Annotated in this window: 22 protein-coding genes and 3 pseudogenes; 12 read left to right on the top strand and 13 right to left on the bottom strand. The window is 69.1% G+C overall.

Going from position 1 to position 26,285, the window contains the following annotated elements:
• Positions 1 to 201: 201 nt before the first annotated feature.
• On the top strand, positions 202 to 1,668 hold the full coding sequence (locus tag QFZ64_RS17775; protein ID WP_307066874.1) for a CCA tRNA nucleotidyltransferase: 1,467 nt from the start codon (positions 202 to 204) through the stop codon (positions 1,666 to 1,668).
• Positions 1,669 to 1,800: 132 nt separating this feature from the next.
• On the opposite strand, the gene QFZ64_RS17770 is transcribed toward QFZ64_RS17775, so the two are convergent.
• The 4 genes from QFZ64_RS17770 to QFZ64_RS17755 all read right to left on the bottom strand — a co-directional run bounded on the left by QFZ64_RS17770 (position 1,801) and on the right by QFZ64_RS17755 (position 5,642).
• Positions 1,801 to 2,340, bottom strand: a complete 540-nt coding sequence (locus QFZ64_RS17770) for a hypothetical protein (protein ID WP_307066872.1) — start codon at positions 2,338 to 2,340, stop codon at positions 1,801 to 1,803.
• 149 nt (positions 2,341 to 2,489) lie between these two features.
• On the bottom strand, positions 2,490 to 3,752 hold the full coding sequence (locus QFZ64_RS17765) for an MFS transporter (protein WP_307066870.1): 1,263 nt from the start codon (positions 3,750 to 3,752) through the stop codon (positions 2,490 to 2,492).
• 79 nt (positions 3,753 to 3,831) lie between these two features.
• Positions 3,832 to 4,914, bottom strand: a complete 1,083-nt coding sequence (locus QFZ64_RS17760) for an inositol-3-phosphate synthase (RefSeq protein WP_307066868.1) — start codon at positions 4,912 to 4,914, stop codon at positions 3,832 to 3,834.
• A gap of 44 nt (positions 4,915 to 4,958) precedes the next feature.
• On the bottom strand, positions 4,959 to 5,642 hold the full coding sequence (locus QFZ64_RS17755) for a PadR family transcriptional regulator (RefSeq protein ID WP_307066865.1): 684 nt from the start codon (positions 5,640 to 5,642) through the stop codon (positions 4,959 to 4,961).
• 374 nt (positions 5,643 to 6,016) lie between these two features.
• Here QFZ64_RS17755 and QFZ64_RS17750 point away from each other — a divergent pair, with 374 nt between their 5' ends.
• Entirely contained in the window at positions 6,017 to 8,749 is a 2,733-nt protein-coding gene (locus tag QFZ64_RS17750) for a transglycosylase domain-containing protein (protein WP_307066862.1), read from the top strand.
• 154 nt (positions 8,750 to 8,903) lie between these two features.
• Positions 8,904 to 10,424, top strand: a complete 1,521-nt coding sequence (locus QFZ64_RS17745) for a glycosyltransferase family 87 protein (protein WP_307066860.1) — start codon at positions 8,904 to 8,906, stop codon at positions 10,422 to 10,424.
• 151 nt (positions 10,425 to 10,575) lie between these two features.
• On the opposite strand, the gene QFZ64_RS17740 is transcribed toward QFZ64_RS17745, so the two are convergent.
• The 3 genes from QFZ64_RS17740 to QFZ64_RS17730 form a co-directional block, all read right to left on the bottom strand.
• A complete protein-coding gene (locus QFZ64_RS17740) occupies positions 10,576 to 11,607 on the bottom strand; it encodes an alanine racemase (protein WP_307066858.1) in 1,032 nt (343 codons plus the stop codon).
• A 128-nt stretch (positions 11,608 to 11,735) separates the two neighbouring features.
• Positions 11,736 to 12,854 carry a peptidoglycan bridge formation glycyltransferase FemX gene (gene femX, locus QFZ64_RS17735; RefSeq protein WP_307066856.1) on the bottom strand — a complete coding sequence of 373 codons (1,119 nt, stop codon included), beginning with the start codon at positions 12,852 to 12,854 and terminating at the stop codon, positions 11,736 to 11,738.
• Positions 12,855 to 13,047: 193 nt separating this feature from the next.
• Positions 13,048 to 13,377, bottom strand: coding sequence for a hypothetical protein (locus tag QFZ64_RS17730; RefSeq protein WP_307066854.1), 330 nt, complete (start codon positions 13,375 to 13,377; stop codon positions 13,048 to 13,050).
• Positions 13,378 to 13,656: 279 nt separating this feature from the next.
• Here QFZ64_RS17730 and rpsF point away from each other — a divergent pair, with 279 nt between their 5' ends.
• The 4 genes from rpsF to rplI all read left to right on the top strand — a co-directional run bounded on the left by rpsF (position 13,657) and on the right by rplI (position 15,401).
• Positions 13,657 to 13,947 carry a 30S ribosomal protein S6 gene (gene rpsF, locus QFZ64_RS17725; protein ID WP_006141322.1) on the top strand — a complete coding sequence of 97 codons (291 nt, stop codon included), beginning with the start codon at positions 13,657 to 13,659 and terminating at the stop codon, positions 13,945 to 13,947.
• 67 nt (positions 13,948 to 14,014) lie between these two features.
• Positions 14,015 to 14,626 carry a single-stranded DNA-binding protein gene (locus QFZ64_RS17720; RefSeq protein ID WP_307066851.1) on the top strand — a complete coding sequence of 204 codons (612 nt, stop codon included), beginning with the start codon at positions 14,015 to 14,017 and terminating at the stop codon, positions 14,624 to 14,626.
• A 73-nt stretch (positions 14,627 to 14,699) separates the two neighbouring features.
• A complete protein-coding gene (gene rpsR / locus QFZ64_RS17715) occupies positions 14,700 to 14,936 on the top strand; it encodes a 30S ribosomal protein S18 (RefSeq protein ID WP_003949403.1) in 237 nt (78 codons plus the stop codon).
• An 18-nt stretch (positions 14,937 to 14,954) separates the two neighbouring features.
• The gene (gene rplI, locus QFZ64_RS17710; protein WP_006141324.1) at positions 14,955 to 15,401 is read left to right on the top strand and encodes a 50S ribosomal protein L9; all 447 of its coding nucleotides are present in this window, start codon (positions 14,955 to 14,957) and stop codon (positions 15,399 to 15,401) included.
• Between the two features lie 183 nt (positions 15,402 to 15,584).
• Here the strand turns inward: rplI and QFZ64_RS17705 are convergent, their stop codons facing one another.
• Positions 15,585 to 16,922 (bottom strand): MATE family efflux transporter, encoded by a 1,338-nt coding sequence (locus QFZ64_RS17705; protein WP_307066849.1) that lies wholly within the window; start codon positions 16,920 to 16,922, stop codon positions 15,585 to 15,587.
• Positions 16,923 to 17,382: 460 nt separating this feature from the next.
• Here QFZ64_RS17705 and dnaB point away from each other — a divergent pair.
• The 4 genes and pseudogenes from dnaB to QFZ64_RS17685 all read left to right on the top strand — a co-directional run bounded on the left by dnaB (position 17,383) and on the right by QFZ64_RS17685 (position 21,227).
• Positions 17,383 to 18,859, top strand: a pseudogene (dnaB, locus tag QFZ64_RS17700) (replicative DNA helicase).
• A pseudogene (locus QFZ64_RS17695) lies at positions 18,841 to 19,125 on the top strand (M15 family metallopeptidase); the annotation flags it as partial. The pseudogenes dnaB and QFZ64_RS17695, both read left to right, overlap by 19 nt.
• A 65-nt stretch (positions 19,126 to 19,190) precedes the next feature.
• Positions 19,191 to 19,481, top strand: a pseudogene (locus QFZ64_RS17690) (GNAT family N-acetyltransferase); the annotation flags it as partial.
• 351 nt (positions 19,482 to 19,832) lie between these two features.
• Entirely contained in the window at positions 19,833 to 21,227 is a 1,395-nt protein-coding gene (locus QFZ64_RS17685) for a serine hydrolase (protein WP_307066847.1), read from the top strand.
• A gap of 100 nt (positions 21,228 to 21,327) precedes the next feature.
• Here the strand turns inward: QFZ64_RS17685 and QFZ64_RS17680 are convergent, their stop codons facing one another.
• The gene (locus QFZ64_RS17680; protein WP_307066845.1) at positions 21,328 to 21,780 is read right to left on the bottom strand and encodes a GNAT family N-acetyltransferase; all 453 of its coding nucleotides are present in this window, start codon (positions 21,778 to 21,780) and stop codon (positions 21,328 to 21,330) included.
• 9 nt (positions 21,781 to 21,789) lie between these two features.
• Complete coding sequence (locus QFZ64_RS17675; protein WP_307066843.1) at positions 21,790 to 22,248, bottom strand: MarR family winged helix-turn-helix transcriptional regulator; 459 nt, start codon at positions 22,246 to 22,248, stop codon at positions 21,790 to 21,792.
• Positions 22,249 to 22,383: 135 nt separating this feature from the next.
• On the opposite strand from QFZ64_RS17675, the gene QFZ64_RS17670 reads away from it, so the two are divergent.
• Positions 22,384 to 23,595: an MFS transporter gene (locus QFZ64_RS17670; protein WP_307066842.1), complete on the top strand. Its 1,212-nt coding sequence runs from the start codon at positions 22,384 to 22,386 to the stop codon at positions 23,593 to 23,595.
• Positions 23,596 to 23,677: 82 nt separating this feature from the next.
• Here the strand turns inward: QFZ64_RS17670 and QFZ64_RS17665 are convergent, their stop codons facing one another.
• The 3 genes from QFZ64_RS17665 to QFZ64_RS17655 all read right to left on the bottom strand — a co-directional run bounded on the left by QFZ64_RS17665 (position 23,678) and on the right by QFZ64_RS17655 (position 26,240).
• The gene (locus QFZ64_RS17665; RefSeq protein WP_307066840.1) at positions 23,678 to 24,544 is read right to left on the bottom strand and encodes a GNAT family N-acetyltransferase; all 867 of its coding nucleotides are present in this window, start codon (positions 24,542 to 24,544) and stop codon (positions 23,678 to 23,680) included.
• A 94-nt stretch (positions 24,545 to 24,638) separates the two neighbouring features.
• Positions 24,639 to 25,121 carry an NUDIX domain-containing protein gene (locus QFZ64_RS17660; RefSeq protein ID WP_307066838.1) on the bottom strand — a complete coding sequence of 161 codons (483 nt, stop codon included), beginning with the start codon at positions 25,119 to 25,121 and terminating at the stop codon, positions 24,639 to 24,641.
• 213 nt (positions 25,122 to 25,334) lie between these two features.
• Entirely contained in the window at positions 25,335 to 26,240 is a 906-nt protein-coding gene (locus QFZ64_RS17655) for a LysR family transcriptional regulator (RefSeq protein WP_307066836.1), read from the bottom strand.
• Between the last annotated feature and the right edge of the window lie 45 nt (positions 26,241 to 26,285).

Genomic DNA, 26,285 nt, shown 5'->3' with positions numbered 1-26,285 from the left:
CGTCCACGCATGGTAACGATGCTCGCGGGAGGGAAGTGCCGCGGACCGGTCGGCAAGATCGATCGGAAGCGGTCGGCCGCACCGCATGTGCGGGTATGCGCCGACTTGCCATGCAGTGGAAAAACTGTGCCCGTTTGAGAGGCTCTGTGCGGGTTGTGCGGAGGAGCCGTGGAGAGGCCGGGACACGTACTCTTTGCTGTTGTGCCGAACGCCAACACAGACAATCCCAGTGCCCTGAGTCAGGTGCAGCACCACGCGGTCAGTGAACTGCTGCGGGTCTCCCCTGCCGCCGACGACCTCGCCCGTCGATTCCAGGAGGCCGGGTTCTCCCTGGCCCTGGTCGGCGGCTCGGTACGGGACGCCCTGTTGGGCCGGCTCGGCAACGACCTGGACTTCACGACCGACGCACGCCCCGAGGACGTGCTGCGGATCGTGCGCCCCTGGGCGGACGCGGTGTGGGAGGTCGGGATCGCCTTCGGGACGGTCGGGGTGCAGAAGGACGCCCGGGTCGGGGACACCGTGCAGCGCTTCCAGATCGAGGTGACCACCTACCGCTCGGAGGCGTACGACCGCACCTCGCGCAAACCGGAGGTGTCGTACGGCGACTCCATCGAGGAGGACCTCGTCCGGCGCGACTTCACGGTCAACGCGATGGCGGTCGCGCTGCCCGAGAAGCAGTTCATCGACCCGCACCACGGTCGTGACGATCTCGACGCCCGAGTGCTGCGCACGCCCGGCACCCCCCAGGAGTCCTTCTCCGACGACCCGCTGCGCATGATGCGTGCCGCACGCTTCGCCGCGCAGCTCGACTTCGAGGTGGCGCCGGAGGTCGTGGCGGCCATGAAGGAGATGGCCGGCCGCATCCAGATCGTGTCGGCCGAGCGGGTCCGGGACGAGCTGAACAAGCTGCTTCTCTCCGCGCATCCGCGCAAGGGGCTGACCCTGCTCGTCGAAACCGGACTCGCCCAGTACGTGCTGCCCGAGCTTCCCGCTCTGCGGCTGGAGCGGGACGAGCACCACCGGCACAAGGACGTCTACGACCACACACTGATCGTGCTGGAGCAGGCGATCGCGCTGGAGGAGGGCGGGCCCGATTTGACGCTGCGGCTCGCGGCCCTACTGCACGACATCGGCAAGCCGAGGACGCGGCGGTTCGAGGAGGACGGCCGGGTCTCCTTCCACCACCACGAAGTGGTGGGCGCCAAGATGACCAAGAAGCGGATGGCGGCGCTCAAGTACTCCAACGAACTGGTGAAGGACGTCTCCCGGCTGGTCGAGCTCCACCTACGCTTCCACGGCTACGGCACCGGTGAGTGGACGGATTCAGCGGTCCGGCGGTACGTCCGGGACGCGGGACCGCTGCTGGAACGCCTGCACAAGCTGACCCGCTCCGACTGCACGACCCGGAACAAGCGCAAGGCGACCGCACTGTCGCGCGCGTACGACGGCCTGGAGGAGCGCATCGCTCAGCTCCAGGAGCAGGAGCAGCTGGACTCCATCCGGCCTGATCTCGACGGGAATCAGATCATGGAGATCCTCGGTGTGCGCCCGGGCCCTGTCGTCGGACAGGCGTACCAGCATCTGCTGGAACTGCGGCTGGAGAACGGCCCGATGGAGCGCGACGAGGCCGTGACCGCGCTCAAGGAGTGGTGGAGCGCGCAGGACTGACGGCAGGAAGGGCGGGCCATGTTTCACGTGAAACATGACCCGCCCTTCCTGCGTTCCGCACACGACGAGGGGCGATGTTTCACGTGAAACATCGCCCCTCGCGCTACCGGTGACCGCCCACCGGCTCCGGTGTCAGCTTGCCTCCTTCAGGCACAGCACCACATCGTGGCCGTTGCCGGACTGGATGTAGGAGATCGTCGCGTCCTTGATGTTGTCGCACTTGCTGCTGTCCGAGGAGCCGCCGAACTTCTCGACCACCTTGTACTGGGCTTTGCCCGACGAGCAGTCGACCTCCTGGAGGTCGGGGCTGGTCTGGGTGCCGTCGTTGTGCATACAGCTGCCCACCGACGTGGTCTCGGCGTCGTCGCGTCCGAAGAGCCAGCCCAGGCCCCAGCCGGCGCCGAACTTCAGGCCGATGACGAGCACGGCCACGACGATGCCGCCTATGACCTTGAGTGCCTTCTTGCCGCCACGACGGGCCGGGGGCGCGGGCGGAGGCGGCACGGGGCCGCCCTGCTGCTGCGGAAACGGCGCGTAGGGACCCTGCGGCGGGACGCCCGGCTGGCTGGGCTGCTGCGGAGGAACTCCCGGCTGTCCGGCCGGCTGCCCCGTGGGAGCGGTGGGCGTCTGGGCGTACGGGTTCTGGCCCTGGGGCGGCGGCGGAACGGTCACTTGGGGGTCCCCCTTGATGAAGAAACCATGCGCGAGACCGACAGGCGTGAAGGTGCCGGGCGCATGGCGCGAAATAAGACGTCCGTAAGTTATCCGGCCGCACTGACAAGTGCGAAGTCCGAAAAGGGACTGTGGCTTTGATGTGACACTTACTGGCGAGCGAAGAGGGACATAGCGGCAGCAACCGCCCCGTAGACCAGTGCCACCAGCACCACCAGCGAACCTGATCGGCCGTCGCCGGGCAGCATCACGGCGCCCAGTGCGGCCGCGCCGACGAAGGCGACGTTGAACAGCACGTCGTAGACCGAGAAGATCCGGCCGCGGAAGCGGTCGTCGACCGAGGACTGCACGATCGTGTCCGTCGCGATCTTCGCTCCCTGAGTGGTCAGCCCCAGCACGAACGCAGCCGCCAGCATCGGACCGGTGGCGAACGGCAGGCCGAGCGTGGGCTCCAGGACCGCCGCACCGGCCGCGCACGCGACGATCCACCGTCCGGGCCCGAACCGCCCGGCCGTCCACGGTGTCAGCACGGCCGCCACGAAGAACCCCGCGCCGGACGCCCCCACGGCCAGGCCGAGCAGTGCCAACCCCTCGTCGGTGCCGTCGGCGAGGGCGTACCGGCAGAGCATCAGCACCATGACCGTCAGCGCGCCGTAGCAGAACCGCATGAGCGTCATGGCGGTCAGCGCCAGGGCGGCGGCCCTGCGCTCGGGCTCCACGAGGTGACGTACGCCCTGGGCGAGACCACGCGCGGTGCCGGCGAGCGCCCGACGGAGCCGGGGGTGTATCGCCGCGCCGTCGGGGCCGAGGAGTCCCGGCGCGATGCGCAGGGACACCAGGGCGGCGCCCAGGTACAGCGCGGCGCCCAGCAGCACCACGGCGACGTCGGAGTCGGAGACCGCGAGGCGCAGCACGAAGGCGAGGCCTCCGCCTGCGGTCGCGGCGAGGGTGCCGGCGGTCGGGGAGAGCGAGTTGGCCAGCACCAGGCGCTCGGTGTCGACGACGCGGGGCAGCGCCGCGGACAGGCCGGCGAGAACGAAGCGGTTGACCGCGGTGACGCACAGCGCGGAGACGTAGAACAGCCGGTCGGGCACCCCGCTCACCATCAGCACCGCCGTCACGCAGGCGAGCAGGGCGCGCAGCAGATTGCCGTGGAGGAGGACCTGACGGCGGCGCCAGCGGTCGAGCAGGACGCCGGCGAAGGGGCCGATGAGGGAGTACGGCAGGAGGAGCACGGCCATCGCGGAGGCGATCGCGGCGGCGGAGGTCTGCTTCTCCGGGGAGAAGACGACGTAGGTGGCGAGCGCGACCTGGTAGACGCCGTCGGCGCCCTGGGAGAGCAGCCGCACCGCGAGCAGGCGCCGGAAGTCCCCGAGGCGCAACAGGACGCGCAGGTCAGGGAGGACGGCCATGGGAGACACCCTCACATACGGGGAAGGTCCCCGGGACGGTGCCCCGGGGACCTTCGGCGACGCGTGAGCCGGTGGGCTCTTAGCGCTCGACCTCGCCCGCGATGAACTTCTCCACGTTCTCCCGGGCCTGGTCGTCGAAGAACTGGACCGGCGGGGACTTCATGAAGTACGAGGACGCCGACAGGATGGGGCCACCGATGCCCCGGTCCTTGGCGATCTTCGCGGCGCGCAGGGCGTCGATGATGACACCCGCGGAGTTCGGGGAGTCCCACACCTCGAGCTTGTACTCCAGGTTCAGCGGGACGTCACCGAAGGCACGGCCCTCGAGGCGCACGTAGGCCCACTTGCGGTCGTCGAGCCACTGGACGTAGTCCGACGGGCCGATGTGGACGTTCTTCGCGCCCAGGTCCCGGTCGGGGATCTGCGAGGTGACGGCCTGCGTCTTCGAGATCTTCTTCGACTCCAGGCGCTCACGCTCGAGCATGTTCTTGAAGTCCATGTTGCCGCCGACGTTCAGCTGCATCGTGCGGTCCAGGACGACGCCCCGGTCCTCGAACAGCTTCGCCATGACACGGTGCGTGATGGTGGCGCCGACCTGCGACTTGATGTCGTCGCCGACGATCGGGACGCCCGCCTCGGTGAACTTGTCCGCCCACTCCTTGGTGCCGGCGATGAAGACCGGGAGGGCGTTGACGAAGGCGACCTTGGCGTCGATGGCGCACTGGGCGTAGAACTTCGCCGCGTCCTCGGAGCCCACGGGCAGGTAGCAGACCAGGACGTCGACCTGCTTGTCCTTGAGGATCTGGACGATGTCGACCGGGGCCTCGGCGGACTCCTCGATGGTCTCGCGGTAGTACTTGCCGAGGCCGTCGAGGGTGTGGCCGCGCTGGACCGTCACACCGGAGTTGGGGACGTCGCAGATCTTGATGGTGTTGTTCTCCGAGGCGCCGATGGCGTCCGCCAGGTCGAGGCCGACCTTCTTGGCGTCCACGTCGAACGCGGCGACGAACTCGATGTCGCGGACGTGGTACTCGCCGAACTGGACGTGCATCAGCCCAGGCACCTTGGACGCCGCGTCGGCGTCCTTGTAGTACTCGACGCCCTGCACCAGCGATGCGGCGCAGTTGCCCACGCCGACGATGGCTACGCGAACCGAACCCATTCCGGTTGCTCCCTGTGTGTATTCGGTGAGACCCCGATCGGGGCTCACATGGCGGTGTCGTCGGGCGTATCCGGCGCGGTGCTGTCACCGCGCCGGGGCAGGCCGCCCGACGAGCCGGATCCTGTGTTCTGCTGAGCGGGTCCTGAGGAGGCGGAATCCTTCAGGTCCCGCCCTGCCCGCTCGCTCTCGATGAGCTCGTTCAGCCAGCGCACTTCGCGCTCCACGGACTCCATCCCGTGGCGCTGGAGCTCGAGGGTGTAGTCGTCGAGGCGTTCCCGGGTGCGGGCCAGGGAGGCGCTCATCTTCTCCAGGCGTTCCTCCAGCCGACTGCGGCGGCCCTCCAGGACGCGCATGCGCACGTCCCGCGAGGTCTGGCCGAAGAAGGCGAAGCGCGCGGCGAAGTGTTCGTCCTCGTAGGCGTCGGGTCCGGTCTGGGAGAGCAGTTCCTCGAAGTGCTCCTTGCCGTCCGCCGTCAACCGGTAAACGATCTTGGCGCGCCGTCCCGAGAGCGGGGCGGCGGGCGTGCCGTCGGCCGTGACCCCCGGTTCCTCGATCAACCAGCCGTTCGCGACCAGCGTCTTGAGGCAGGGGTACAGCGTGCCGTAGCTGAACGCACGGAACACACCCAGTGATGTATTGAGCCGTTTGCGCAGCTCATAGCCGTGCATCGGGGACTCGCGGAGCAGGCCGAGTACGGCGAACTCGAGGATCCCGGCACGCCGGCTCATCGTCGCCTCCTCCCTCTCGCGCAGGTCCCCAGCACGTCTTTATGTCGTGCTGATGTATCGACTCGATACATCAGCACGATAGAACGCTCCTGCGACGGCGACAAGAGGGAACACGGTGAACGGGGTCACATCACTGATTCGTGAGAGGCAACCTGCCGGGTTTGGGGTGAAGTTCGAACCTCGGCTGGTTTTGACGGTGCGTAGTCTGTGCGCCATGCAGACCGCCGGAAGCCGAGGGAGGGACGGTAACGTCCTCCCCCTCGGTGCAGTACGGGTGAATGCGTGAGCGACCGCATCCGTACTTCGGGGGGACCGGAAAACAGCCGCCGTTTCCAGGCGCGCACGGGTGCGCCTGCCCGAGGAGTAATCGTTCGATGAGCGAGCACCGTCGCAAACCGCCGCAGCCGCAGGGAGGCGGACGTGCCGCGGCCCGACGCGGTCAGTCGGCGTCCTCCGGTCGCCGCGCGGCACCGCGAGGCGCCACCGGATCTCCGGCCGACTCCCCCGAGTGGGGAGGTGAGGAACGTCTGTCCGGCGGTCGTGCCGAGGCCAGGCGAGCCGCGCAGAGAAGCGGCGGAGGCCGGCGCAGAGCGGCCGACGGCGCCGGAAGCGGCCACGGAAGCGGTGGTGGCGGTGGCCGCCGCGGCCCGGGCGGGCCGAACGGGCCCGGCCGCGGCCGGGGACGCGGACCGGATCCGGACAAGAGGCGGTTCCTCGACTATCCGCGGGCCGGCAAGGACGGCTGGCACCGCTGGGTACCGTCCTGGAAACTGGTGACCGGCTGCTTCATCGGCTTCGTCGGCACCATGGTGGTCGTAACCGGCATCGGTTACGCGATGGTGAGCGTGCCGGACATCGCCAAGACGGCGACGGCGCAGAACAACGTCTACTACTGGGCCGACGGCAGCCAGATGGTGGCCACCGGTGGTGAGACCAACCGCCAGATCATCAACTTCGCGCAGATCCCCAAGGAGATGCGCTGGGCGGTGATCTCCCAGGAGAACAAGACCTTCTACGACGACAACGGCATCGACCCCAAGGGCATCGGCCGCGCGCTGTTCAACATGGCCAGGGGCGGCGAGACCCAGGGCGGCTCGACCATCACCCAGCAGTACGTGAAGAACGCGCTGCTGGACGACCGGTCGCAGACGATCTCCCGCAAGTTCAAGGAGATCTTCATCTCGGTCAAGGTCGGCGCCAACGTCGACAAGGACAAGATCCTCGCCGACTACCTGAACTCCGCCTACTACGGCCGGGGCGCCTACGGCATCCAGGCGGCCGCGCGGGCGTACTTCGACAAGGACGCCAAGGACCTCGATCCGGGCGAGTGCGCCTTCCTCTCGGCGATGCTCAAGGGCGCCACCTACTACGACCCGGCCGGCGCGGTCGCCATCGACCCCGCCGCCACCGCCAAGGCCAACACCAGGCGGGCCCTCGGCCAGATGCAGGACACGCTCAACAAGATGGTCGAGTACGGCCACCTGAGCCAGACCGAACGGGCGAAGCACACCAAGCTCCCGAAGGTGAAGAACCCCAGGGCGAACACCGCGCTGAGCGGTCAGATCGGTTACCTCGTCGACCTGGCCAACGGCTCGGTGGTCAAGAACACCGACATCACCAGCAACCAGCTCCAGCAGGGCGGCTACTCGATCCACACGACCTTCGACAAGAAGAAGGTCAATGAGCTCGAGGCCGCGGTGAAGAAGGTCCAGAAGGCCAAGATCAAGCCCAAGCAGCGTCCCAAGACCGACACGCACGTCCAGTTCGGCGGTGCCTCCGTCGACCCGGACACAGGGGCGATCAAGGCCATCTACGGCGGTGAGGACGCGACCAAGCACTTCACCAACAACGCCGACGTCACCGGCGCCCAGGTCGGTTCGACCTTCAAGCCGTTCGTGCTGGCCGCCGCGATGAAGTGGGGCGTCCGTGACCCCAAGGGCGATCCGGAGCAGGCGCAGGACGGACAACGCACCGTCGCCTCGCCCAAGAGCCTCTACAGCGGCAAGAACAAGTTCAAGATCCTCGAATACAACGGGGACGTCTGGAAGGACAAGGAGGGCAAGGAGTGGCTGCAGACCAACGACGGCGGTGAGTCGGTCGGCACTCCGCCCAGCTACAAGATCGACCTCCGTGAGGCGATGCGGCTGTCGGTCAACTCCGCATACGTCCAGCTCGGCATGGACGTGGGGCTGGACAAGGTCGAGGAGTCGGCCCTGGACGCCGGCCTCCTGAAGAGCAGCCTGGCCAGCTCGAACTTCCCCTCGTTCTCCATCGGTACCTCCGACCCCAGCGCCATCCGCATGGCCGGCGCCTACGCCACGTTCGCGGACAGCGGCAAACAGCGTGAGCCCTACTCGGTCGAGAAGGTCGAGAGCAAGGACGGCACCGTCTACGACCACAAGAAGGAGGCCAAGAGCACCCCGGCCTACGAACCCAATGTGGCCAACAACGTCACCGACGTGCTGAAGACAGTGGTCGACAAGGGAACCGGTACGGCGGCGCGGCTCACCGGCCGCGAGGTCGCCGGCAAGACGGGTACCACGGACGGGAACAAGTCCGCCTGGTTCGTCGGCTACACGCCGCAGCTCTCCACCGCGATCTCGATGTACCGGCTGGACGACGACGAGAGCAACAAGAACCGCCAGTTCCTGGAGATGTACGGAACGGGTGGCGAGGAGAAGATCCACGGCGCCTCGTTCCCGGCCCAGATCTGGCACGACTACATGGAGCAGGCACTCAAGGGCGTCCCCGCCAAGGACTTCCCGCAGGCGCTGCCCATCGGCAAGGTCGTCAACGCGGAGGCGTCGACGAGCCCGTCGCCCACTCCCACCAAGAGCGCGTCGAGCAGTCCGTCGACGAGCCCCACGCCCACGCGGAGCAGTACGTCGCCGTCCCCCACGTCCTCGCAGAGCTGCAACTTCTTCCAGGGCTGCACGGACTCCGGGAACGAAAACGGTGGCCCCAATGGCGGGGGCACGGGCGGCGAGGGTCCGGGCGGAGGCACGTCCCCGTCCTCGACGACGAGCGAGGAGACCGGGACCACTCGAGGCAACAGCAACGGCGGCAATGGCGGCAACGACGGAGGCTTGTTCGGAGGACGGAACTGAGGTCCCGCCAGGACTCGGTTTCCTCGGAGCCGGGTGACGGTGGCGAAAGCCGCTGATTCGCGCCCCTTCGCATGTTTCACGTGAAACATGCGAAGGGGCGCCGTCGTGACCGGATCCCCCGCCTCCCGGCGCGTTCCCCGGCGCGTACGGCAGGATGTGCGGCATGCCCAGCGGAGAGACGACGCGAGCCGTCGAGTACGAGCCGGACGTGGTGCGGCCGACCAAGGAGGACGAGGTCGCCGCCCTCGGCAGCGAGCTGTTCGGAGGCCCCCTCGGGCGCCGCGCCCTGCTCGGGACGTCCTGGTGGACGCCCGTGCGGGTCGTGGCCCTCGTCGCCCTCGGCATGTTCGCCCTCGGCATGGTGCAGAAACTGCCCTGCTACGACAGCGGATGGTTCTTCGGCGCCAGTTCCCAGTACACGCACGCGTGCTACTCGGACATCCCGCACCTGTACCAGGGGCGCGGCTTCGCCGACGGACTCGTGCCGTACTTCGACAAGCTCCCCGGCGACATGGACTACCTCGAATACCCGGTGCTCACCGGCGTGTTCATGGAGGTCGCCGCGTGGCTGACGCCCGGCGGCGGAAGCATGCAGCACCAGGAGCAGTTCTACTGGTTCGTCAACGCCGGAATGCTGATGGTGTGCGCCGCGGTCATCGCCGTGTGCACCGTGCGCACCCACCGCCGGCGTCCCTGGGACGGGCTTCTGGTGGCCCTCGCACCGGCCTTCGCCCTGACCGCCACCATCAACTGGGACCTGCTCGCCGTGGCCCTCCTGGCGGCCGCGATGCTCATGTGGTCGCGTGGCCGGCCCCTCGCGTTCGGTGTGCTGCTGGGGCTCGCCACGGCCGCCAAGTTCTATCCGTTCCTGATCCTCGGGCCGCTCCTGGTCCTGTGCTGGCGTGCGGGCCGGTGGCGGGAGTACGGGAGGGCGCTGTTCGGCGCTGTCGCGGCCTGGCTCGTGGTCAATCTTCCGGTGCTGCTGCTGGCCCCGGACGGCTGGTCGAAGTTCTACCGCTTCAGCCACGACCGGGGCGTCGACTTCGGCTCGATCTTCCTGATCGTCTCCCAGCGGTGGAACACCGCGATCAGCCCCGACACGGCCAACGACTGGGCCATGATCCTCATGGTGCTGATCTGCGCCGGCCTGGCTGTACTGACGCTGACCGCCCCGCGTCGGCCGCGTTTCGCCCAGCTGGCCTTCCTGATCATCGCGGCGTTCATCCTCACCAACAAGGTGTACTCACCGCAGTACGTGCTCTGGCTGGTCCCCCTCGCCGCGCTGGCCCGGCCGCGCTGGCGGGACTTCCTGATCTGGCAGGCGTGCGAGGTCGGCTACTTCCTGGGCATCTGGATGTATCTCGCGTACACGACGAGCGGGGACGCCCACAAGGGACTTCCTACGGGGGGCTACCAGCTCGCCGTCGCCGTCCATCTGCTCGGCACGCTGTACCTGTGCGCGGTGGTCGTCCGCGACATCCTGCTGCCGGAGCGGGACGTCGTACGGAGGGCGGGCGACGACGATCCCTCCGGCGGTGTCCTCGACGGGGCCCCGGACGTCTTCGTCCTCGGCCCGGCGGCCCGTCCGGTGGACGAAGCGCCGACGCGCTTCGAGGGACCCGCGGTGGAGTGGGGTGCCGACGGGGCGTCCACGGCGGGACATGGTTCGCTCTGAGCGAACAGAGCGAACACCGGCCGCGTCAGGCTCCGGACGCACGTGAGGCCGTACACGAGTGGTGTACGGCCTCACCGCGTCCGCGGCGGTCACGGCCCGCAGAGAAGGCCCCCGGGGGCTCTGGGAGCGCCCCCTGGGGGGATCGTGCGCGTCAGCGGTCCACGATCCGGTCGAACTGGGTCGTGGTGTGCCGCAGATGGGCCACCAGCTCGTCACCGACCTTCGGCTCCGTGGTGTCCGACGGGACGAAGAGGATCGAGACCTGCATGTGCGGCGGCTCGGCGAACCAGCGCTGCTTGCCCGCCCACACGAACGGCGCGAGGTTCCGGTTGACCGTCGCCAGACCGGCCCGCGCCACGCCCTTGGCTCGCGGCATGACGCCGTGCAGCGCCTTGGGCGCCTCCAGACCCACCCCGTGCGACGTACCGCCCGCCACGACGACGAGATAGCCGTCGGTGGCCGCCTTCTGCTGCCGGTAGCCGAAGCGTTCCCCCTTGGCCACGCGCGTCACGTCCAGGACCGCGCCCCGGTACTGCGTCGCCTCGTGGTCCCCCAGCCACAGCCGGGTGCCGATCCGCGCCCGGAACCTGGTCTGGGGGAACTGCTGCTGCAGCCGCGCCAGTTCGTCGGCCTTGAGGTGGCTGACGAACATCGTGTGCAGCGGCAGCCTGGCCGCGCGCAGCCGGTCCATCCAGCCGATGACCTCCTCGACGGCGTCCGAGCCGTCGGTGCGGTCCAGCGGAAGGTGGATGGCGAAGCCCTCCAGCCGCACGTTCTCTATGGCGGTGTGGAGCTGCGGCAGGTCCTGCTCGCTCACTCCGTGCCGCTTCATCGAGGACATCACCTCGATGACCACCCGGGCGCCGACCAGTCCGTAGACCCCGTCGATCGAGGAGACCGAGCGGATCACCCGGTCGGGCAGCGGCACGGGCTCCTCGCCCCTGCGGAAGGGCGTCAGCACCAGCAGATCGCCGCCGAACCAGTCCTTGATGCGGGCGGCCTCGTACGTCGTACCCACGGCGAGGATGTCCGAGCCCATGCGGGTGGCCTCTTCGGCCAGCCGTTCGTGCCCGAAGCCGTACCCGTTGCCCTTGCAGACGGGGACGAGCCCCGGGAACTGGTCCTGCACGTGTTTCTGGTGTGCCCGCCAGCGCGCGGTGTCGACGTAGAGCGTGAGCGCCATGGCCGGTCCCGGAACCTTTCTCGTGGCTGAGATGGCTGAGGTGTCTTCAGGTGCGAGGGAATGCGAAGAGACCCAGGGGTTGAGATTGTGGCGGACCCGCCGCACGGAGGGGAGGGCGCCGGGGGAAGTCAGCGGCGCGACATGTAGATGTCGAGTGCCTTGTGGAGCAGCTTGTTGAGCGGGAAGTCCCACTCGCCGAGGTACTCGGCCGCCTGCCCGCCCGTGCCCACCTTGAACTGGATCAGGCCGAACAGGTGGTCGGTCTCGTCCAACGAGTCGGAGATGCCGCGCAGGTCGTACACGGTCGCGCCGAGCGCGTAAGCGTCCCGCAGCATCCGCCACTGCATCGCGTTGGACGGACGGAACTCGCGGCCGATGTTGTCCGAGGCGCCGTAGGAGTACCAGACGTGGCCGCCCACGATCAGCATCGTCGCAGCGGAAAGGTTCACTCCGTTGTGCCGGGCGAAGTACAGCCGCATGCGGTTGGGGTCCTCGTTGTTGAGGGCCGACCACATGCGCTGGAAGTACGACAGCGGGCGCGGCCGGAAATGGTCGCGCACGGCCGTGATCTCGTACAGCCGCTGCCACTCCTCCAGGTCGTGGTAGCCGCCCTGGACCACCTCGACGCCCGCCTTCTCGGCCTTCTTGATGTTGCGTCGCCAGAGCTGGTTGAAGTTCTTGTGCACCTCTTCCAGCGACCGGTTGGCCAGCGGCACCTGGTAGACGTAGCGGGGCTGCACGTCGCCGAAGCCGGCCCCGCCGTCCTCGCCCTGCTGCCAGCCCATGCGACGCAGCTTGTCGGCCACCTCGAAGGCGCGCGGCTCGATGTGGTCCGCCTCGATGTCGCGCAGCCGCTTGACGTCCGGGTTCTGGATGCCCTGCTTGATGGAGGTGGCCTCCCAGCGCCGGATGATCACCGGCGGGCCCATCTTCACGGAGAAGGCGCCCTGCTGCTTGAGGTGGGCCAGCATCGGCTGGATCCACTCGTCCAGGTTCGGCGCGTACCAGTTGATCACCGGGCCCTCGGGCAGGTACGCCAGATACCGCTTGATCTTGGGAAGCTGGCGGTAGAGGACGAGTCCGACACCGACGAGCTGGCCGTTCCTGTCGAACCAGCCGAGGTTCTCCGACCGCCACTCCGCCTTGACGTCGGCCCAGGCGGGAACCTGCATGTGGCTCGCCGACGGCAGGCTCTGCATGTACGCCAGATGCTGCTCGCGGCTGATCGTCCTCAGGGTCAGGCTCATGTCGGGGCGCTCCTCGGGCTGGTGTGTCCCCATGGGGTCAGGGGCTCCGGCTCTCGCGCCGAAGCCTACTGCGCCCCGAGAGCGCCCCGTCTGGCACTGGGCCGTACGGGTCCGCGACGCGCCCCGTCGCCTGTCGCGGAGTGGCGCGTTCCTTGGTGTTCCGCCGTTGGTCCGGCGGTGTTCCGCCGGTGGCTCAGCCGCCGACGAAGCCGTTGAACTCGCCGGCGAACCCACCGTGGGCCATGCCGAAGTACAGGCCGATCGCGGCGGCGCCGAGACCGACGACCAGCCCGAAGCGTTCCCGTGTGGTCTCCGAGATGAACTGGCCGTACCCACCGGTCAGGACGCCCACGAGGCCGGTGCACGCGGTCAGTATGTGCAGGCGGGGGAAACCGGCGGTGACGAGGGCCACGACCCCGAGCACCAGGGTCACGGCCAGCAGCGTGTCCTGAAGAGGGTGGGCCTTGCCGTCGGTGGCCAGCAGTCCGTTGTGGGGCCTGGCGGGTCGCATGATCTGTGCCATGGGGAACCTCCTGCCGAAGAAGCGGTGCGTCTTCGTCCTGGACAGCCCGATGCCTACAGATTGCGTGCCCTCACGCCCGGATTTCAACCGTACGGCGGTGGGCGGGTAGGCTGTAGCTTCTGCGCCGACTTGGGCCGGGCCGCGGTCCGGCCGCTTCCGCCGAGCGGGCCCCGATTGTCAGTGGGGCCTGGTTTACTCACGGATGTCGGTGCCAACGCATCGCAACCCTCCTGCCACGGAACGACCGTGGCCGTTGAGTCCAGAGGAGGTGGGTTTCACATGCGTCACTACGAGGTGATGGTCATCCTCGACCCCGATGTCGAGGAGCGCGCGGTCTCCCCGCTGATCGAGAACTTCCTGTCCGTCGTCCGTGATGGCGGCGGCAAGGTCGAGAAGGTCGACACCTGGGGCCGTCGTCGTCTCGCGTACGAGATCAAGAAGAAGCCCGAGGGCATCTACTCGGTCATCGACCTCCAGGCCGAGCCCGGGGTCGTCAAGGAGCTCGACCGCCAGATGAACCTGAACGAGTCGGTCCTCCGGACCAAGGTCCTCCGCCCCGAGACCCACTGAGCCACCCGGCTCGGTCGGTCCCGGGATTCGAGTAGCAGCACCAGCAAACCCGCCGAGAGGTTCACCCATGGCAGGCGAGACCGTCATCACGGTCGTCGGCAATCTCGTCGACGACCCCGAGCTGCGCTTCACCCCGTCCGGTGCGGCGGTCGCGAAGTTCCGCGTCGCGTCCACTCCCCGCACCTTCGACCGCCAGACCAACGAGTGGAAGGACGGCGAAAGTCTCTTCCTCACCTGCTCGGTCTGGCGTCAGGCGGCGGAGAACGTCGCCGAGTCGCTCCAGCGAGGCATGCGCGTCATCGTGCAGGGCCGGCTGAAGCAGCGGTCCTACGAGGACCGTGAGGGCGTCAAGCGCACGGTCTACGAGCTCGACGTCGACGAGGTCGGCGCCAGCCTGCGCAGTGCCACGGCCAAGGTCACCAAGACCTCCGGCGGCCGAGGCGGCCAGGGTGGTTACGGCGGCGGCGGCCAGGGCGGTGGCGGCGGCCAGGGTGGCGGCGGCTGGGGCGGCGGCCCCGGCGGCGGCCAGCAGGGCGGCGGCGGGGCTCCGGCCGACGACCCCTGGGCAACCGGCGCTCCCGCCGGCGGCAACCAGGGTGGCGGCGGCTGGGGCGGCGGCAGTGGCTCCGGCTCCGGCGGCGGTGGCGGTGGCGGCTACTCGGACGAGCCCCCCTTCTAGACCTCGGACCCCACGGGTCCTGCGGTCGGAGGCGGGGCACACCCCAACTTCTTGATCACACAGGAGAATCACCATGGCGAAGCCGCCTGTGCGCAAGCCGAAGAAGAAGGTCTGCGCATTCTGCAAGGACAAGGTCACGTACGTGGACTACAAGGACACGAACATGCTGCGGAAGTTCATTTCCGACCGCGGCAAGATCCGTGCCCGCCGCGTGACCGGCAACTGCACGCAGCACCAGCGTGACGTCGCCACGGCCGTGAAGAACAGCCGTGAGATGGCGCTGCTGCCCTACACGTCCACCGCGCGATAAGGGAAGGGTGACCGACTCATGAAGATCATCCTCACCCACGAGGTCTCCGGCCTCGGCGCCGCGGGCGAGGTCGTCGATGTCAAGGACGGCTACGCCCGTAACTACCTGATCCCGCGGAAGTTCGCGATCCGCTGGACCAAGGGTGGCGAGAAGGACGTCGAGCAGATCCGTCGTGCTCGCAAGATCCACGAGATCCAGACCGTCGAGCAGGCCAACGCGCTCAAGGCCCAGATCGAGGGCGTGAAGGTCCGTCTGGCCGTCCGTTCGGGCGATGCCGGCCGTCTCTTCGGTTCCGTCACCCCGGCCGACGTCGCTTCGGCGATCAAGGCCTCCGGTGGCCCCGAGGTCGACAAGCGCCGCATCGAGCTGGGCGCGCCGATCAAGACGCTGGGCGCCCACGAGACGTCCGTGCGTCTGCACCCCGAGGTGGCCGCCAAGGTCAGCATCGAGGTCGTCGCGGCCTGAGCGCCGCACATGCTGTGACCACTTGCCGTAGCGGTGAGTGGGGCAACGGTGAGTGGGGCCGCACCTTCGGGTGCGGCCCCACTGTCGTATGCCGATGTTTCACGTGAAACGGAGGAAACGGTCAGGCGGTAAGCGGTCGGACGAGGAACGATCGAACGAGGAACGGTCAGGCGGAGGAGACGGTCAACGGGTGGCGCCTGTCACGATCCAGCGGCCCGAGCGGGAACGCCGCCACAGCGTCAGCAACCGCATGACCATCATCACCGTCATCGCCCCCCACAGGGCGGTCAGGCCGCCGCCGAGCGTGGGGACGAGCAGCGCCAGAGGCGTGAAGACCGCGAGCGTGACCAGCATCGCGCCCGCCAGATAGGGGCCGTCCCCCGCACCCATCAGGACTCCGTCGAGGACGAAGACCACGCCGGAGACCGGCTGGGACAGCGCCACGATGACCAGCGCCGGCAGCGCGGCGTGGTGGACCACCGGGTCGCCGCTGAACAGCGGGAGGAACAGCGGACGGCCGGCCAGTACCAGCGCCCCCAGGACGGCCCCGGCGGCGACGCCCCACTGCACCATGCGACGGCAGGCCTCCCGGGCGCCCTCGGCGTCCTCCGCGCCGAGGTACCGGCCGATGATGGCCTGCCCGGCGATGGCGATGGCGTCCAGGGCGAAGGCGAGCAGGCTCCACAACGACAGGATGATCTGGTGCGCGGCGATGTCCGCGTCGCCGAGACGGGCGGCGACCGCAGTGGCGATCATCAGGATCGCCCGCAGTGAGAGCGTACGGACGAGCAGGGGTGTCCCGGCCTGCGCGCAGGCGCGTATGCCTGCGGCGTCGGGGCGCAGCGAGGCCCCGTGCCGACGGGCGCCGCGCACCACCACGAAGAGGTACGCGACGGCCATGGCACACTGGGCGATCACGGTGCCCCAGGCCGAGCCGGCGATGCCGAGGCCCACGCCGTAGACCAGGACGAGGTTGAGGACGGCGTTGGCGACGAACCCGGCGACGGCCACGTAGAGCGGGGTACGGGTGTCCTGAAGCCCCCGGAGTACCCCCGTCGAGGCCAGGACCACGAGCATGGCCGGGATGCCGAGCGCCGAGATGCGCAGATAGGTGATCGCGTACGGGGCGGCGGTGTCCGAGGCGCCGAAGAGCTCGATGATGGGGGAGGCCAGGGGCAGGACGAGGGCGATGACGCCGGCGCCGAGGAGCAGGGCGAGCCAGACGCCGTCCATGCCCTGCTGGATGGCGGCGCGCAGATCGCCCGCGCCGACCCGGCGGGCCACGGCCGCCGTCGTCGCGTAGGCGAGGAAGACGAACACGCTCACGGCTGTGGTGAGGAGGGCGGAGGCGATGCCGAGACCGGCCAGCTGCGCCGTGCCGAGATGCCCCACGATCGCGCTGTCGGCCAGCACGAACAGGGGCTCGGCGACGAGCGCGCCGAAGGCCGGGACGGCGAGGGTGACGATCTCCCGGTCGTGGCGTCGACGCCCGGAGCGGGACGCCGCAGGAGCAGGTGTCATGGCCATCAACCTAACCGTCCACAGGTAACAGATGCAAGCTAGTTGGGACCCTTACATTGCTCGTGAGTGCGCCTCATGGCGTCAGTCCTCGCCGAGGATCTTGGCCCGAGCGGAAAAGTTTTTCTTCTGCACAGCCGGTGGACGTCGAAACGCCAGGTCACAGGCGGTGCGACGCGGGGGGCGAGGTCTTGTTCACAGGGCTGTCCACCGTGTCGTGCACAGGTTTCGCGGAGTTCTCCACAGCAATGAGGTCTTCGTCCACATGGCCTGTGGATAACCAGATTGGCTGACGGTGCAGACGGGCCTACCGTGGTGCGGCGCCCGCTCCGCCCCGGCAGCACGGAATCCTCACAAAGCCGACGCACCGACAACCGGAGGACGGGCCTCTTATTTGTCAGTGCCGTGGCCTAGAAATGAGGGGCACGGCGAGGTCCGCTCGGCGGACGGAGGAGGTGGGTCGGTGAGTATCTCCGAGCCCTTGGACGACCCGTGGGCCGACAGCGGGCCCAGTGATCGTCTGCCCGCCTCACGCCGGCGCGGCGACGGCGGACCCGGCCGGGACGAACAGCACGACCGGGGCCGTGACGGCGGCGCGTGGGAGGGCGGCTCCGCCTTCGAGCGCGTCCCCCCGCAGGACCTGGACGCCGAACAGTCGGTCCTCGGTGGCATGCTCCTGTCCAAGGAAGCCATCGCCGACGTGGTCGAGATCCTCAAGGGCCACGACTTCTACAAACCGGCCCACGAAACGATCTATCAGGCGATTCTCGACGTCTACGCGCGCGGAGAACCCTCCGACCCCATCACGATCGCCGCCGAACTCACCAAGCGCGGCGAGATCACCAAGGTGGGCGGCGCCGCGTATCTGCACACCCTGGTCCAGACCGTACCGACGGCGGCGAACGCGGAGTACTACGCGGAGATCGTCCACGAGCGGGCCGTGCTGCGTCGCCTCGTCGAGGCCGGCACGCGGATCACGCAGATGGGATACGCGGCCGACGACGACGTGGACGAGATCGTCAACCGGGCGCAGGCGGAGATCTACGCCGTCACCGAGCAGCGCACCAGCGAGGACTACCTGCCGCTCGGCGACATCATGGAGGGCGCACTCGACGAGATCGAGGCGATCGGCTCGCGCAGTGGCGAGATGACCGGCGTCCCCACGGGATTCACGGACTTCGACTCGCTGACCAACGGGCTTCACCCCGGCCAGATGATCGTCATCGCCGCGCGCCCCCGCGATGGGCAAGTCGACGCTCGCGCTGGACTTCGCCCGCGCGGCGTCGATCAAGAACAATCTGCCGAGCGTCATCTTCTCCCTGGAAATGGGCCGCAACGAGATCGCCATGCGTCTGCTGTCCGCCGAGGCCCGGGTCGCGCTGCACCACATGCGCTCGGGCACGATGACGGACGAGGACTGGACGCGGCTCGCCCGCCGCATGCCGGACGTCTCGGCCGCACCGCTGTACATCGACGACTCGCCCAATCTGTCGATGATGGAGATCCGCGCCAAGTGCCGCCGTCTGAAGCAGCGCAACGACCTCAAGCTCGTCGTGATCGACTATCTCCAGCTGATGCAGTCCGGCGGCTCCAAGCGCGCCGAGAGCCGCCAGCAGGAGGTCTCCGACATGTCCCGGAACCTCAAACTCCTGGCCAAGGAGCTGGAGATCCCGGTCATCGCCCTCTCCCAGCTGAACCGTGGCCCCGAACAGCGCACCGACAAGAAGCCCATGGTCTCCGACCTGCGTGAGTCCGGCTCCATCGAGCAGGACGCGGACATGGTCATCCTGCTGCACCGAGAAGACGCCTACGAGAAGGAGTCCCCCCGCGCGGGCGAGGCCGACCTGATCGTCGCCAAACACCGAAACGGCCCCACGGCCACCATCACCGTCGCTTTCCAGGGCCATTACTCCCGCTTCGTGGACATGGCGCAGACCTGACGCTCGCTGATGACGACGGCCATGAACTCGACATGGGCACCCGTATGAATGCGACCCCTGAGGAGAGCGCGGGCGCCTGCTACACGCAGGCCGACAACATCAACGACGCTGCTCGCTCTCACCGGGACATTCTGAGTACTGCGCTCACCGCTGTCGGCCTGGTCAACTACCCCACAGAGTGGTGGCACTGGTCATACGGAGACCGTTATTGGGCCTTGGAGACAGGAGCGGCAGCCGCCCACTACGGGCCCAAGGAACTCGACTAGAGGTGCTGTTTGGGGCTCGGGCCTAGTGGAGTCAAGCGTCTCCCGTCCCCTGTTAGCGCGCGCGGATGGAAGATCTGGGACCTGTGGCTTGGCCGCCTGAGCCGATCAAAACCGAGAGGCTCGTGCTCCGTGAGCCCGAGACCCGGGACCGTGCGGCGTTCATCGAGCTGCTCGCCTCGCCAGAAGTGCACACCTACCTCGGCGGCCCCCGGCCGCGTGACGAGCTTGAGCGCGAGATGTCCGGGGCACCCGAGCGGTGGCCCGGACACTTCGCCGTCGAGCTCGGCGGGTCGATGATCGGCCAGATCCTGCTCAGGAGAGCACCAGGACACCACCGCCCGGCTGCCGCTGGGGAGTACCTGCCCCTCCACGCGCGCGGGCGGCCTACAAGCGCGACTTGCCCGCGCGCATGCCGGGCGACACCTCTAACCGCAGACTTCGCACCCGCACCAGAAGCAGTTCGGCACCGGGTGCTGGCCGAAGACCTCGGCCGGCACCCGCGGAAATGACATGCGTCCTGAGACGAACTCGTCATGACATGACGTGAGACAGCCTGAATAGCCACTGGTCAGAGCGATTCGCCATGACATGGATCGCGAGATCCTACAGCCGTCACGGGGATGATCCGGCGGGGCCCGCGCCCGTGCGTCGTCGGGGCGGGGGGAAATGCGCTCGACGTGCGCGGGGACGGCGGGTGGACTGGGGGCATGACGACACCCCAGGAAGAGTTGCTTCCCGCCACGCGGCGAGCCCTGTTGCACCGGATCGCCGTCGCTCAGGCCGAGGGACGGGCGCCGTCCCTCGTGGCGGCCGTCGTGCGGGACGGCCGGGCCGTCTGGCACGGCTCGCGCTCCTCGGTGGACGGGCACGCACCGGACGAGAACGTGCAGTACCGGATCGGCTCGCTCACCAAGACCTTCACCGCCGTGCTGATCCTGCGCTTGCGCGACGAAGGCAGGCTCGCCCTCGGTGACCCGCTGGAGAAACACCTGCCGGACACGGGAGCGGGAGAGGCCACGATCGCGCAGTTGCTCGCGCACGCCGCGGGGCTCGCCGCCGAGTCCCCAGCGCCCTGGTGGGAACGGACCCCGGGTTCACTGCGTCCCGAACTGGCCGACGTCCTGGGGACGGAACCGCTGCGGCATCCGGTCGGCAGCCGGTTCCACTACTCCAACCCCGGCTACAGCGTGCTGGGCGCGCTGGTCGAGCGGTTGCGGCAGGCTCCCTGGGAGGACGTCCTCAGGCGTGAGGTGCTCGAGCCGCTGGGGCTGCACCGCACCAGCGGCACTCCCCGAGCGCCGCACGCGGGTGGTTGGGCCGTCCATCCCTGGGCGGACGTGATGATGCCGGAGCCCGCCGAGGACCTCGGTCTGATGGCTCCCGCGGGCCAGCTGTGGTCGACCACCGCCGACCTCGCCCGTTTCGCGATCTTCCTGGCCCGCGGCGACGAGCGGGTGCTGAGCGAGGCGTCCGTGCGGGAGATGCGGACGCCCGCCGCGCCCTCCGATGCCGCGGACCTGGCGGCGGGATCCGCGTACGGGCTCGGTCTGCAGGTCCAGTATCAGGACGGGCGGCTGCTGGTGGGGCACTCCGGGTCCCTCCCGGGTTTCCTCGCCAATCTCTCGGTCGGCGTCGAGGACGACGTCGCGGCCGTCGTCCTCGCCAACTGCACTTCCGGTCCGCAGGTGACGGGGGTGGCGGCCGACCTCGTACGGATCGTGGCGGAGGCGGAACCGCGGATCCCGGAGCCGTGGCGGCCGCTGCCGGAGGTCGATCCGGCCGTTCTTGAGCTCACCGGGCAGTGGTACTGGGGGACGCAGGGAGTCACCCTGCGTCTTGCGACCGGCGGTGACCTGGTACTGGAGCCGCTCTCGGGCGTGGGACGCCGTGCCCGGCTCCGGGCGAACGGCGACGGCACCTGGACCGGACTCGACGGCTACTACGCGGGGGAGCCGCTGACGGTCGTACGGCGGTCGGACGGCTCCGTGAGCCATCTGGATCTCGGCTCGTTCGTGTTCACGCGGACGCCGTACGACGGGGAGGCGGCGGTGCCGGGCGGGGTGGACCCGGACGGGTGGCGAGGGATGAACGCGCTCCGCTGATCAGCGCTCGTACGACCCGAACATGCCGGCGTCGAGCGCCCTTTGTCCCATGTTTCACGTGAAACGGAGGGCGCTCCCGCCAAGTCGCCGCATCCGCCGGTCAGAGCGTGAGCTTGAAGCCGACGTGCGAGGCGGTGAAACCGAGCCGTTCGTAGAAGCGGTGGGCATCGGTCCGGGTGGCGTCCGAGGTCAGCTGCACGAGCTGACAGCCCTCGCGCCGGGACTGGTCGACGGCCCACTCGATGAGCCGGGTGCCGAGTCCGCTGCCGCGTTCGTCGGCGTGGATGCGCACCGCCTCGATGAGGGAGCGAGTGGCGCCCTTGCGGGACAGGCCCGGGATGAGGGTCAGTTGCAGCGTGCCGACGACACGGCCGTCCCGTACGGCGACGACCAGGTGCTGGTGGGGGTCGCCGGCCAGGCGCTTGAGCGCGGCCAGGTAGGGGGACAGGTCGTCCGGTGACTCGCGCATGGCGCCCAGTGGGTCGTCGGCGAGCATGTGGACGATGGCAGGGACGTCGTCCTCGGTCGCGGGCCGTATCTCAAGTTCTCCCATGACCGCACTCTATGCGGGCGCCTTCAGGGACTCCACGACGCGGACCAGCGGTGCCAGCTCCGGGTTCTCCGCCGCCTCGTCGAGGGCTTCGCGCAGTGCGGCGTCGTTGGTGGGCCGGGCCTGCTCCAGGAGCGTCAGCCCCGCCTCGGTGACATTCGTGTAGATGCCCCGCCGGTCGGTGGGACACAGATAGCGGGAGAGCAGCCCGCGGTCCTCCAGCCGTGTGACCAGGCGCGTCGTGGCGCTCTGGCTGAGCACCACCGCGTCGGCCACTTGCTTCATCTGCAGATGCCCGCCGTCGCCGTCGTGCTGCCTGCTGAGCACGTCGAGCAACGAGTACTCCCGCACGCTCAGGCTGTGCCCGGACTGCAGAGCGCGCTCGATGTGCGCCTCGATGCGCCCGTGCAGGAGCGAGAGGGCGCACCAGCCCTGGGCGAGGGCCGTGAGCGCGGGGTCTGTCGCAGTCATGGTGATCATCCTCCCGGAGCGGCTGAGTCCAGGATAGGCGACGAACGCAGTAACCATCGCTTGCATGTATCCCGCGTCTGCAATTATTGTCCTAGCGTGCAAGGCGCACTCGCAATCATATGAAAGGTCTCCTCCATGCCTCTCGCGCTCCTGGCCCTCGCCATCGGGGCCTTCGGCATCGGCACCACCGAATTCGTGATCATGGGTGTGCTGCCGGAGGTCGCCGACGACTTCGGCGTCACCATCCCCACCGCGGGGCTGCTCGTGACCGGCTACGCCCTCGGTGTGATGTTCGGTGCCCCGCTGATGACCGCCCTCGGCACGAAGGTCCCCCGCAAGCGGATGCTGATGCTGCTGATGGGCCTGTTCGTCGTGGGCAACCTGCTCTCCGCCGTGGCTCCCGTGTTCACGCTGATGCTGGCGGGCCGTGTGGTCGCCTCCCTCGCGCACGGCGCGTTCTTCGGTATCGGCGCCGTGGTGGCGGCCGAACTGGTCGCCCCTCAGAAGAAGGCCGCCGCCCTGTCGATGATGTTCAGCGGACTCACCGTGGCGAACGTCGTCGGCGTTCCGCTCGGTACCTTCGTCGGCCAGTCCGCGGGCTGGCGGGTGACGTTCACCCTCGTCGCCGCGCTGGGTGTGGTCGGCCTGCTCGGTGTCGCCCGGCTGGTGCCCGACCTGCCCCGGCCGGAGGGCGTCCGCCTGCGCCATGAAGTGTCGGCGCTGAAGAACGTCCAGGTGCTGCTCGCCATGGGGATGACCGTGCTCGGGTTCGGCGGGGTCTTCGCCGCCGTCACCTACATCGCGCCGATGATGACGCGGGTCGCCGGCTTCTCCGACGGTTCCGTCACCTGGCTGCTGGTGCTGCTCGGGCTCGGCATGGTCGCCGGCAACTTCCTCGGCGGACGCTACGCGGACCGTGCGCTGATGCCCTTGCTGTACGTCTCCCTGGGCGGCCTCGCCGTCGTACTCGCCCTGTTCACCGTGACCGCCCACCACAAGGCACTTGCGGCGGTGACCCTTCCCCTGATCGGCGCCCTCGGCTTCGCGACCGTACCGCCGCTGCAGAAGCGCGTCCTCGACCACGCCCACGGAGCCCCGACACTGGCGTCGGCCGTGAACATAGGCGCCTTCAACCTCGGCAACGCGCTGTCCGCCTGGCTCGGCGGGCTGGTCATCGCGGCGGGCCTCGGCTACACCGCGCCCAACTGGGTCGGCGCGGCGCTCGCCGCCTCCGCGTTGGTCCTCGCCATCCTCTCGGCGGCCCTGGAGCGCCGGGGAATCACGTCCACCCGGGTCGTGGCCGCGGGAGGCACCCCTGCCGAGCGGCCCGTGGTCGTGCGCCGCTGACGGAACAGCCGCCGACCTCGGCCGGTCGTGCCGTGCCGGGGGTCAGCACGCCACGACCGTCGAACGGGGCGCTCAGTCGGGGTCAGCCCGCTGCGACCGTCAAGGGCGCGAACCGCCGGGTCCAGTCCCCGGGCAGGTCGGTGATGCCGTAGGTCATGACGGCGTTCGAGGCGACCGACACCAGCCCCCGCTCCTTCAGCCAGGCGAGGAGCTCCTCGTGCCGCACGTCGATGTCGGTGCGCAGCGGCCGCTCCCCGCCCTCGGCGAGAGCGGTGACGAGGGCCTTGGCGGTCCGGGTGTCCCGGGCGACCAGTGGGCCCACGACATGGGTGTCCATGTTGGGCCAGGCGGCCGCGTAGCCGATGAGCCGGCCGTCCTCGTACGCCACCCGGATCCGGTCGGCGAAGGCGGGGAGACGGGTGATCATGTGGGTGCGGTCGCTGCCGAAGACCTCAGTGTCGAGACGGAGGATCGACGAGAGGTCCTCCGCGGTCGCCGCCCGGGTGCCGACGCCGGGCTCCGCGGCATCGGGGAGGAAGTGGCCGCGCACCATCTCGGCCCGCCCCGTGACCTTGAAGCCGAGCTCCTCGTAGAGAGGGCGGCCGTTCGGCGTCGCGAACAGGGTCAGTGGCGTGGTGCCGGCCTCGGTCACTACATGCCGCATCAGCCGTCGGCCGACACCCTGGCGCGCATACCGCGAGGCGACGAGCACCATGCCGATCGCGCTCAGGTCCGGGCGTCCGTAAGGGCCGTAGTCCGTGACCACGCAGGCGCCGGACAGACCGCCCTCGGGGGCGTCGATGCCGTAACCCTGTCCAGCGGCGAGCAGCAGCCCCCACTTGTGTTCCTCACGGGGCCAGCCCCGGTCCTCGGACAGGTCGGCGCACGCGGTGACATCGCGCGGTGTCAGGCGGCGGATGGGCAGAACGGCGGGGGAAAGTGTCGGCACGCAGGTCAGGCTGTCCGACGGACCGCTCCGCCGTCCACCGCTTTGCCCGACGACCCCGGACTTTTGGCCACACCGCGGGGTCGCGCGCAGCGTCTCAGCCGAGGTCGGGGGCGAGCATCGCTCGTACGCCCTCGATATTGCCGTCGAGGTAGTGCCGCAGTGACAACGGAACAAGATGGACCGAGGCGATCCCGACCCGTGTGAACGGCACCCGGACGATCTCGTACTCGCCGCACGGCTGTTCCACCTCGGGTCCGTGTCGCAGACGCTCGTCCATCGACTCCAGTCGGCAGACGAAGAAGTGCTGCACCTTGACTCCGGTTGACCCGGCGTCCTCGCCGATGTGCTCCACGGTGTCCACGAAGCAGGGGACCACATCGCTGATCTTGGCGCCCAGCTCCTCGTGCACCTCCCGGTGGAGTGCGTCGACCACGGTCGGGTCGTCCGGTTCCACCCCGCCACCGGGCGTGACCCAGTAGGGATCGACACCCGGTTTGGTCCGCTTGATGAGGACAAGCGCGTCGCCGTCGAGCAGGACGGCGCGGGCGGTGCGCTTGACCACGGGACGAACGGTCATGCGTGAAATGTGGCCCAGCTGGTTCCACGTGAAACATGCCGGGTGTTTCACGTGAAACATCCGAGGCGGGTAGGTGGACGCGCGCCGCCGTTCAGACAGTGGTCCGCCGACATCGATTGTGTGCCGCGGGTGACGTGGTCCGCCGGCTTCAGCCCTGTGTCGCGGGGAGTGCGATCTGTCGGCTCCCGGCGCGTGACGGGGTGGTGTGGCCGGTCAGAACCAGCCCGCAGCCTTGCGCAGCAGCCAGTCGTGGGCGCGCGCGATGTGCGGCATCGCGAGGGTGCCGGTGCGCACCGCCAGGAAGTAGGTGCGCAGCGGCGGTACCGGGGGATCGAGCAGGGCGAGAAGCTCACCGCGCTGCAGGGCGGCCGCGCACAGATAGCGCGGGATCACCGCGAGTCCGGCGCCCCCGGTGGCGCACGCGAGAACCGCACGAAGATCCGGGACGACGACGGTGCCGGAGGCGGCCGGGTGCGCGTCGAAGACGGCGGCCCAGTAGCGGGCGACGAACGGCAGCGATTCATGGACCTCGACCACCGGGAGGTTCTCCAGGGCGGAGCCGCCCCGCAGATGATGGCGGTCGGGGGCGAGGTGCCCGGCCCACCGGGGGGATGCGACGAGGACGAGTTCCTCGTCACAGAGCGGGGTCGCGGTGAGCAGCGCCCCACGTGGACGGGCGGTGGTGATGGCCAGATCGTGATGTCCCGCGGCCAGGCCCTCCAGAGCCCCGTCCGGGTTGGCGAAGGAGGCCCGGAGCGCGAACCCCTGGCCGTCGTCCCCGGCCAGTTCCATGAGCGCGGGAAGCGCCCGCTCGGCGGTGAACTCGGGCGGACCGACCAGGTGGAGCGTGCGTAAGGAGGAATCGTCGTCGAGTCCGGTCTCGGTGATCTCCACCAGGGCGTCCAGATGCGGTGCGGCCTTGTGGGCCAGCTCGTCGCCGATGGTCGTCGGAGTCACCCCGCGGGCCTGTCGCAGGAAGAGCGGGCGGCCCAACTGCCGCTCCAGGGTACGGATCTGCGACGTGACGGCGGGCTGTGACAGGCCGAGCAGAGCGGCGGCGCGCGTGAAGGAGCCAGCCCGGTGCACCGTGACGAACGTGCGCAGCAGGGCCAAGTCCATGGTGCTTCCTTCCCTCGCGCCACCCGCGCGGCACCGCTCACGGCG

Origin of the sequence: Streptomyces sp. B3I8, assembly GCF_030816915.1 — a bacterium.
In the GTDB taxonomy this organism is placed as follows: domain Bacteria; phylum Actinomycetota; class Actinomycetes; order Streptomycetales; family Streptomycetaceae; genus Streptomyces.
This window is presented reverse-complemented; position numbering and strand designations above follow the sequence as displayed.

Bases quoted from the DNA above. Each gene is read 5' to 3' on its own strand.
- QFZ64_RS17765 (WP_307066870.1), bottom strand. From the start codon at position 3,752: ATGGCCGTCCTCCCTGACCTGCGCGTCCTGTTGCGCCTCGGGGACTTC.
- QFZ64_RS17760 (WP_307066868.1), bottom strand. From the start codon at position 4,914: ATGGGTTCGGTTCGCGTAGCCATCGTCGGCGTGGGCAACTGCGCCGCA.
- QFZ64_RS17755 (WP_307066865.1), bottom strand. From the start codon at position 5,642: ATGAGCCGGCGTGCCGGGATCCTCGAGTTCGCCGTACTCGGCCTGCTC.
- QFZ64_RS17750 (WP_307066862.1), top strand. From the start codon at position 6,017: ATGAGCGAGCACCGTCGCAAACCGCCGCAGCCGCAGGGAGGCGGACGT.
- QFZ64_RS17745 (WP_307066860.1), top strand. From the start codon at position 8,904: ATGTGCGGCATGCCCAGCGGAGAGACGACGCGAGCCGTCGAGTACGAG.
- QFZ64_RS17740 (WP_307066858.1), bottom strand. From the start codon at position 11,607: ATGGCGCTCACGCTCTACGTCGACACCGCGCGCTGGCGGGCACACCAG.
- femX (WP_307066856.1), bottom strand. From the start codon at position 12,854: ATGAGCCTGACCCTGAGGACGATCAGCCGCGAGCAGCATCTGGCGTAC.
- QFZ64_RS17730 (WP_307066854.1), bottom strand. From the start codon at position 13,377: ATGGCACAGATCATGCGACCCGCCAGGCCCCACAACGGACTGCTGGCC.
- rpsF (WP_006141322.1), top strand. From the start codon at position 13,657: ATGCGTCACTACGAGGTGATGGTCATCCTCGACCCCGATGTCGAGGAG.
- QFZ64_RS17720 (WP_307066851.1), top strand. From the start codon at position 14,015: ATGGCAGGCGAGACCGTCATCACGGTCGTCGGCAATCTCGTCGACGAC.
- rpsR (WP_003949403.1), top strand. From the start codon at position 14,700: ATGGCGAAGCCGCCTGTGCGCAAGCCGAAGAAGAAGGTCTGCGCATTC.
- rplI (WP_006141324.1), top strand. From the start codon at position 14,955: ATGAAGATCATCCTCACCCACGAGGTCTCCGGCCTCGGCGCCGCGGGC.
- QFZ64_RS17705 (WP_307066849.1), bottom strand. From the start codon at position 16,922: ATGACACCTGCTCCTGCGGCGTCCCGCTCCGGGCGTCGACGCCACGAC.
- QFZ64_RS17685 (WP_307066847.1), top strand. From the start codon at position 19,833: ATGACGACACCCCAGGAAGAGTTGCTTCCCGCCACGCGGCGAGCCCTG.
- QFZ64_RS17680 (WP_307066845.1), bottom strand. From the start codon at position 21,780: ATGGGAGAACTTGAGATACGGCCCGCGACCGAGGACGACGTCCCTGCC.
- QFZ64_RS17675 (WP_307066843.1), bottom strand. From the start codon at position 22,248: ATGACTGCGACAGACCCCGCGCTCACGGCCCTCGCCCAGGGCTGGTGC.
- QFZ64_RS17670 (WP_307066842.1), top strand. From the start codon at position 22,384: ATGCCTCTCGCGCTCCTGGCCCTCGCCATCGGGGCCTTCGGCATCGGC.
- QFZ64_RS17660 (WP_307066838.1), bottom strand. From the start codon at position 25,121: ATGACCGTTCGTCCCGTGGTCAAGCGCACCGCCCGCGCCGTCCTGCTC.
- QFZ64_RS17655 (WP_307066836.1), bottom strand. From the start codon at position 26,240: ATGGACTTGGCCCTGCTGCGCACGTTCGTCACGGTGCACCGGGCTGGC.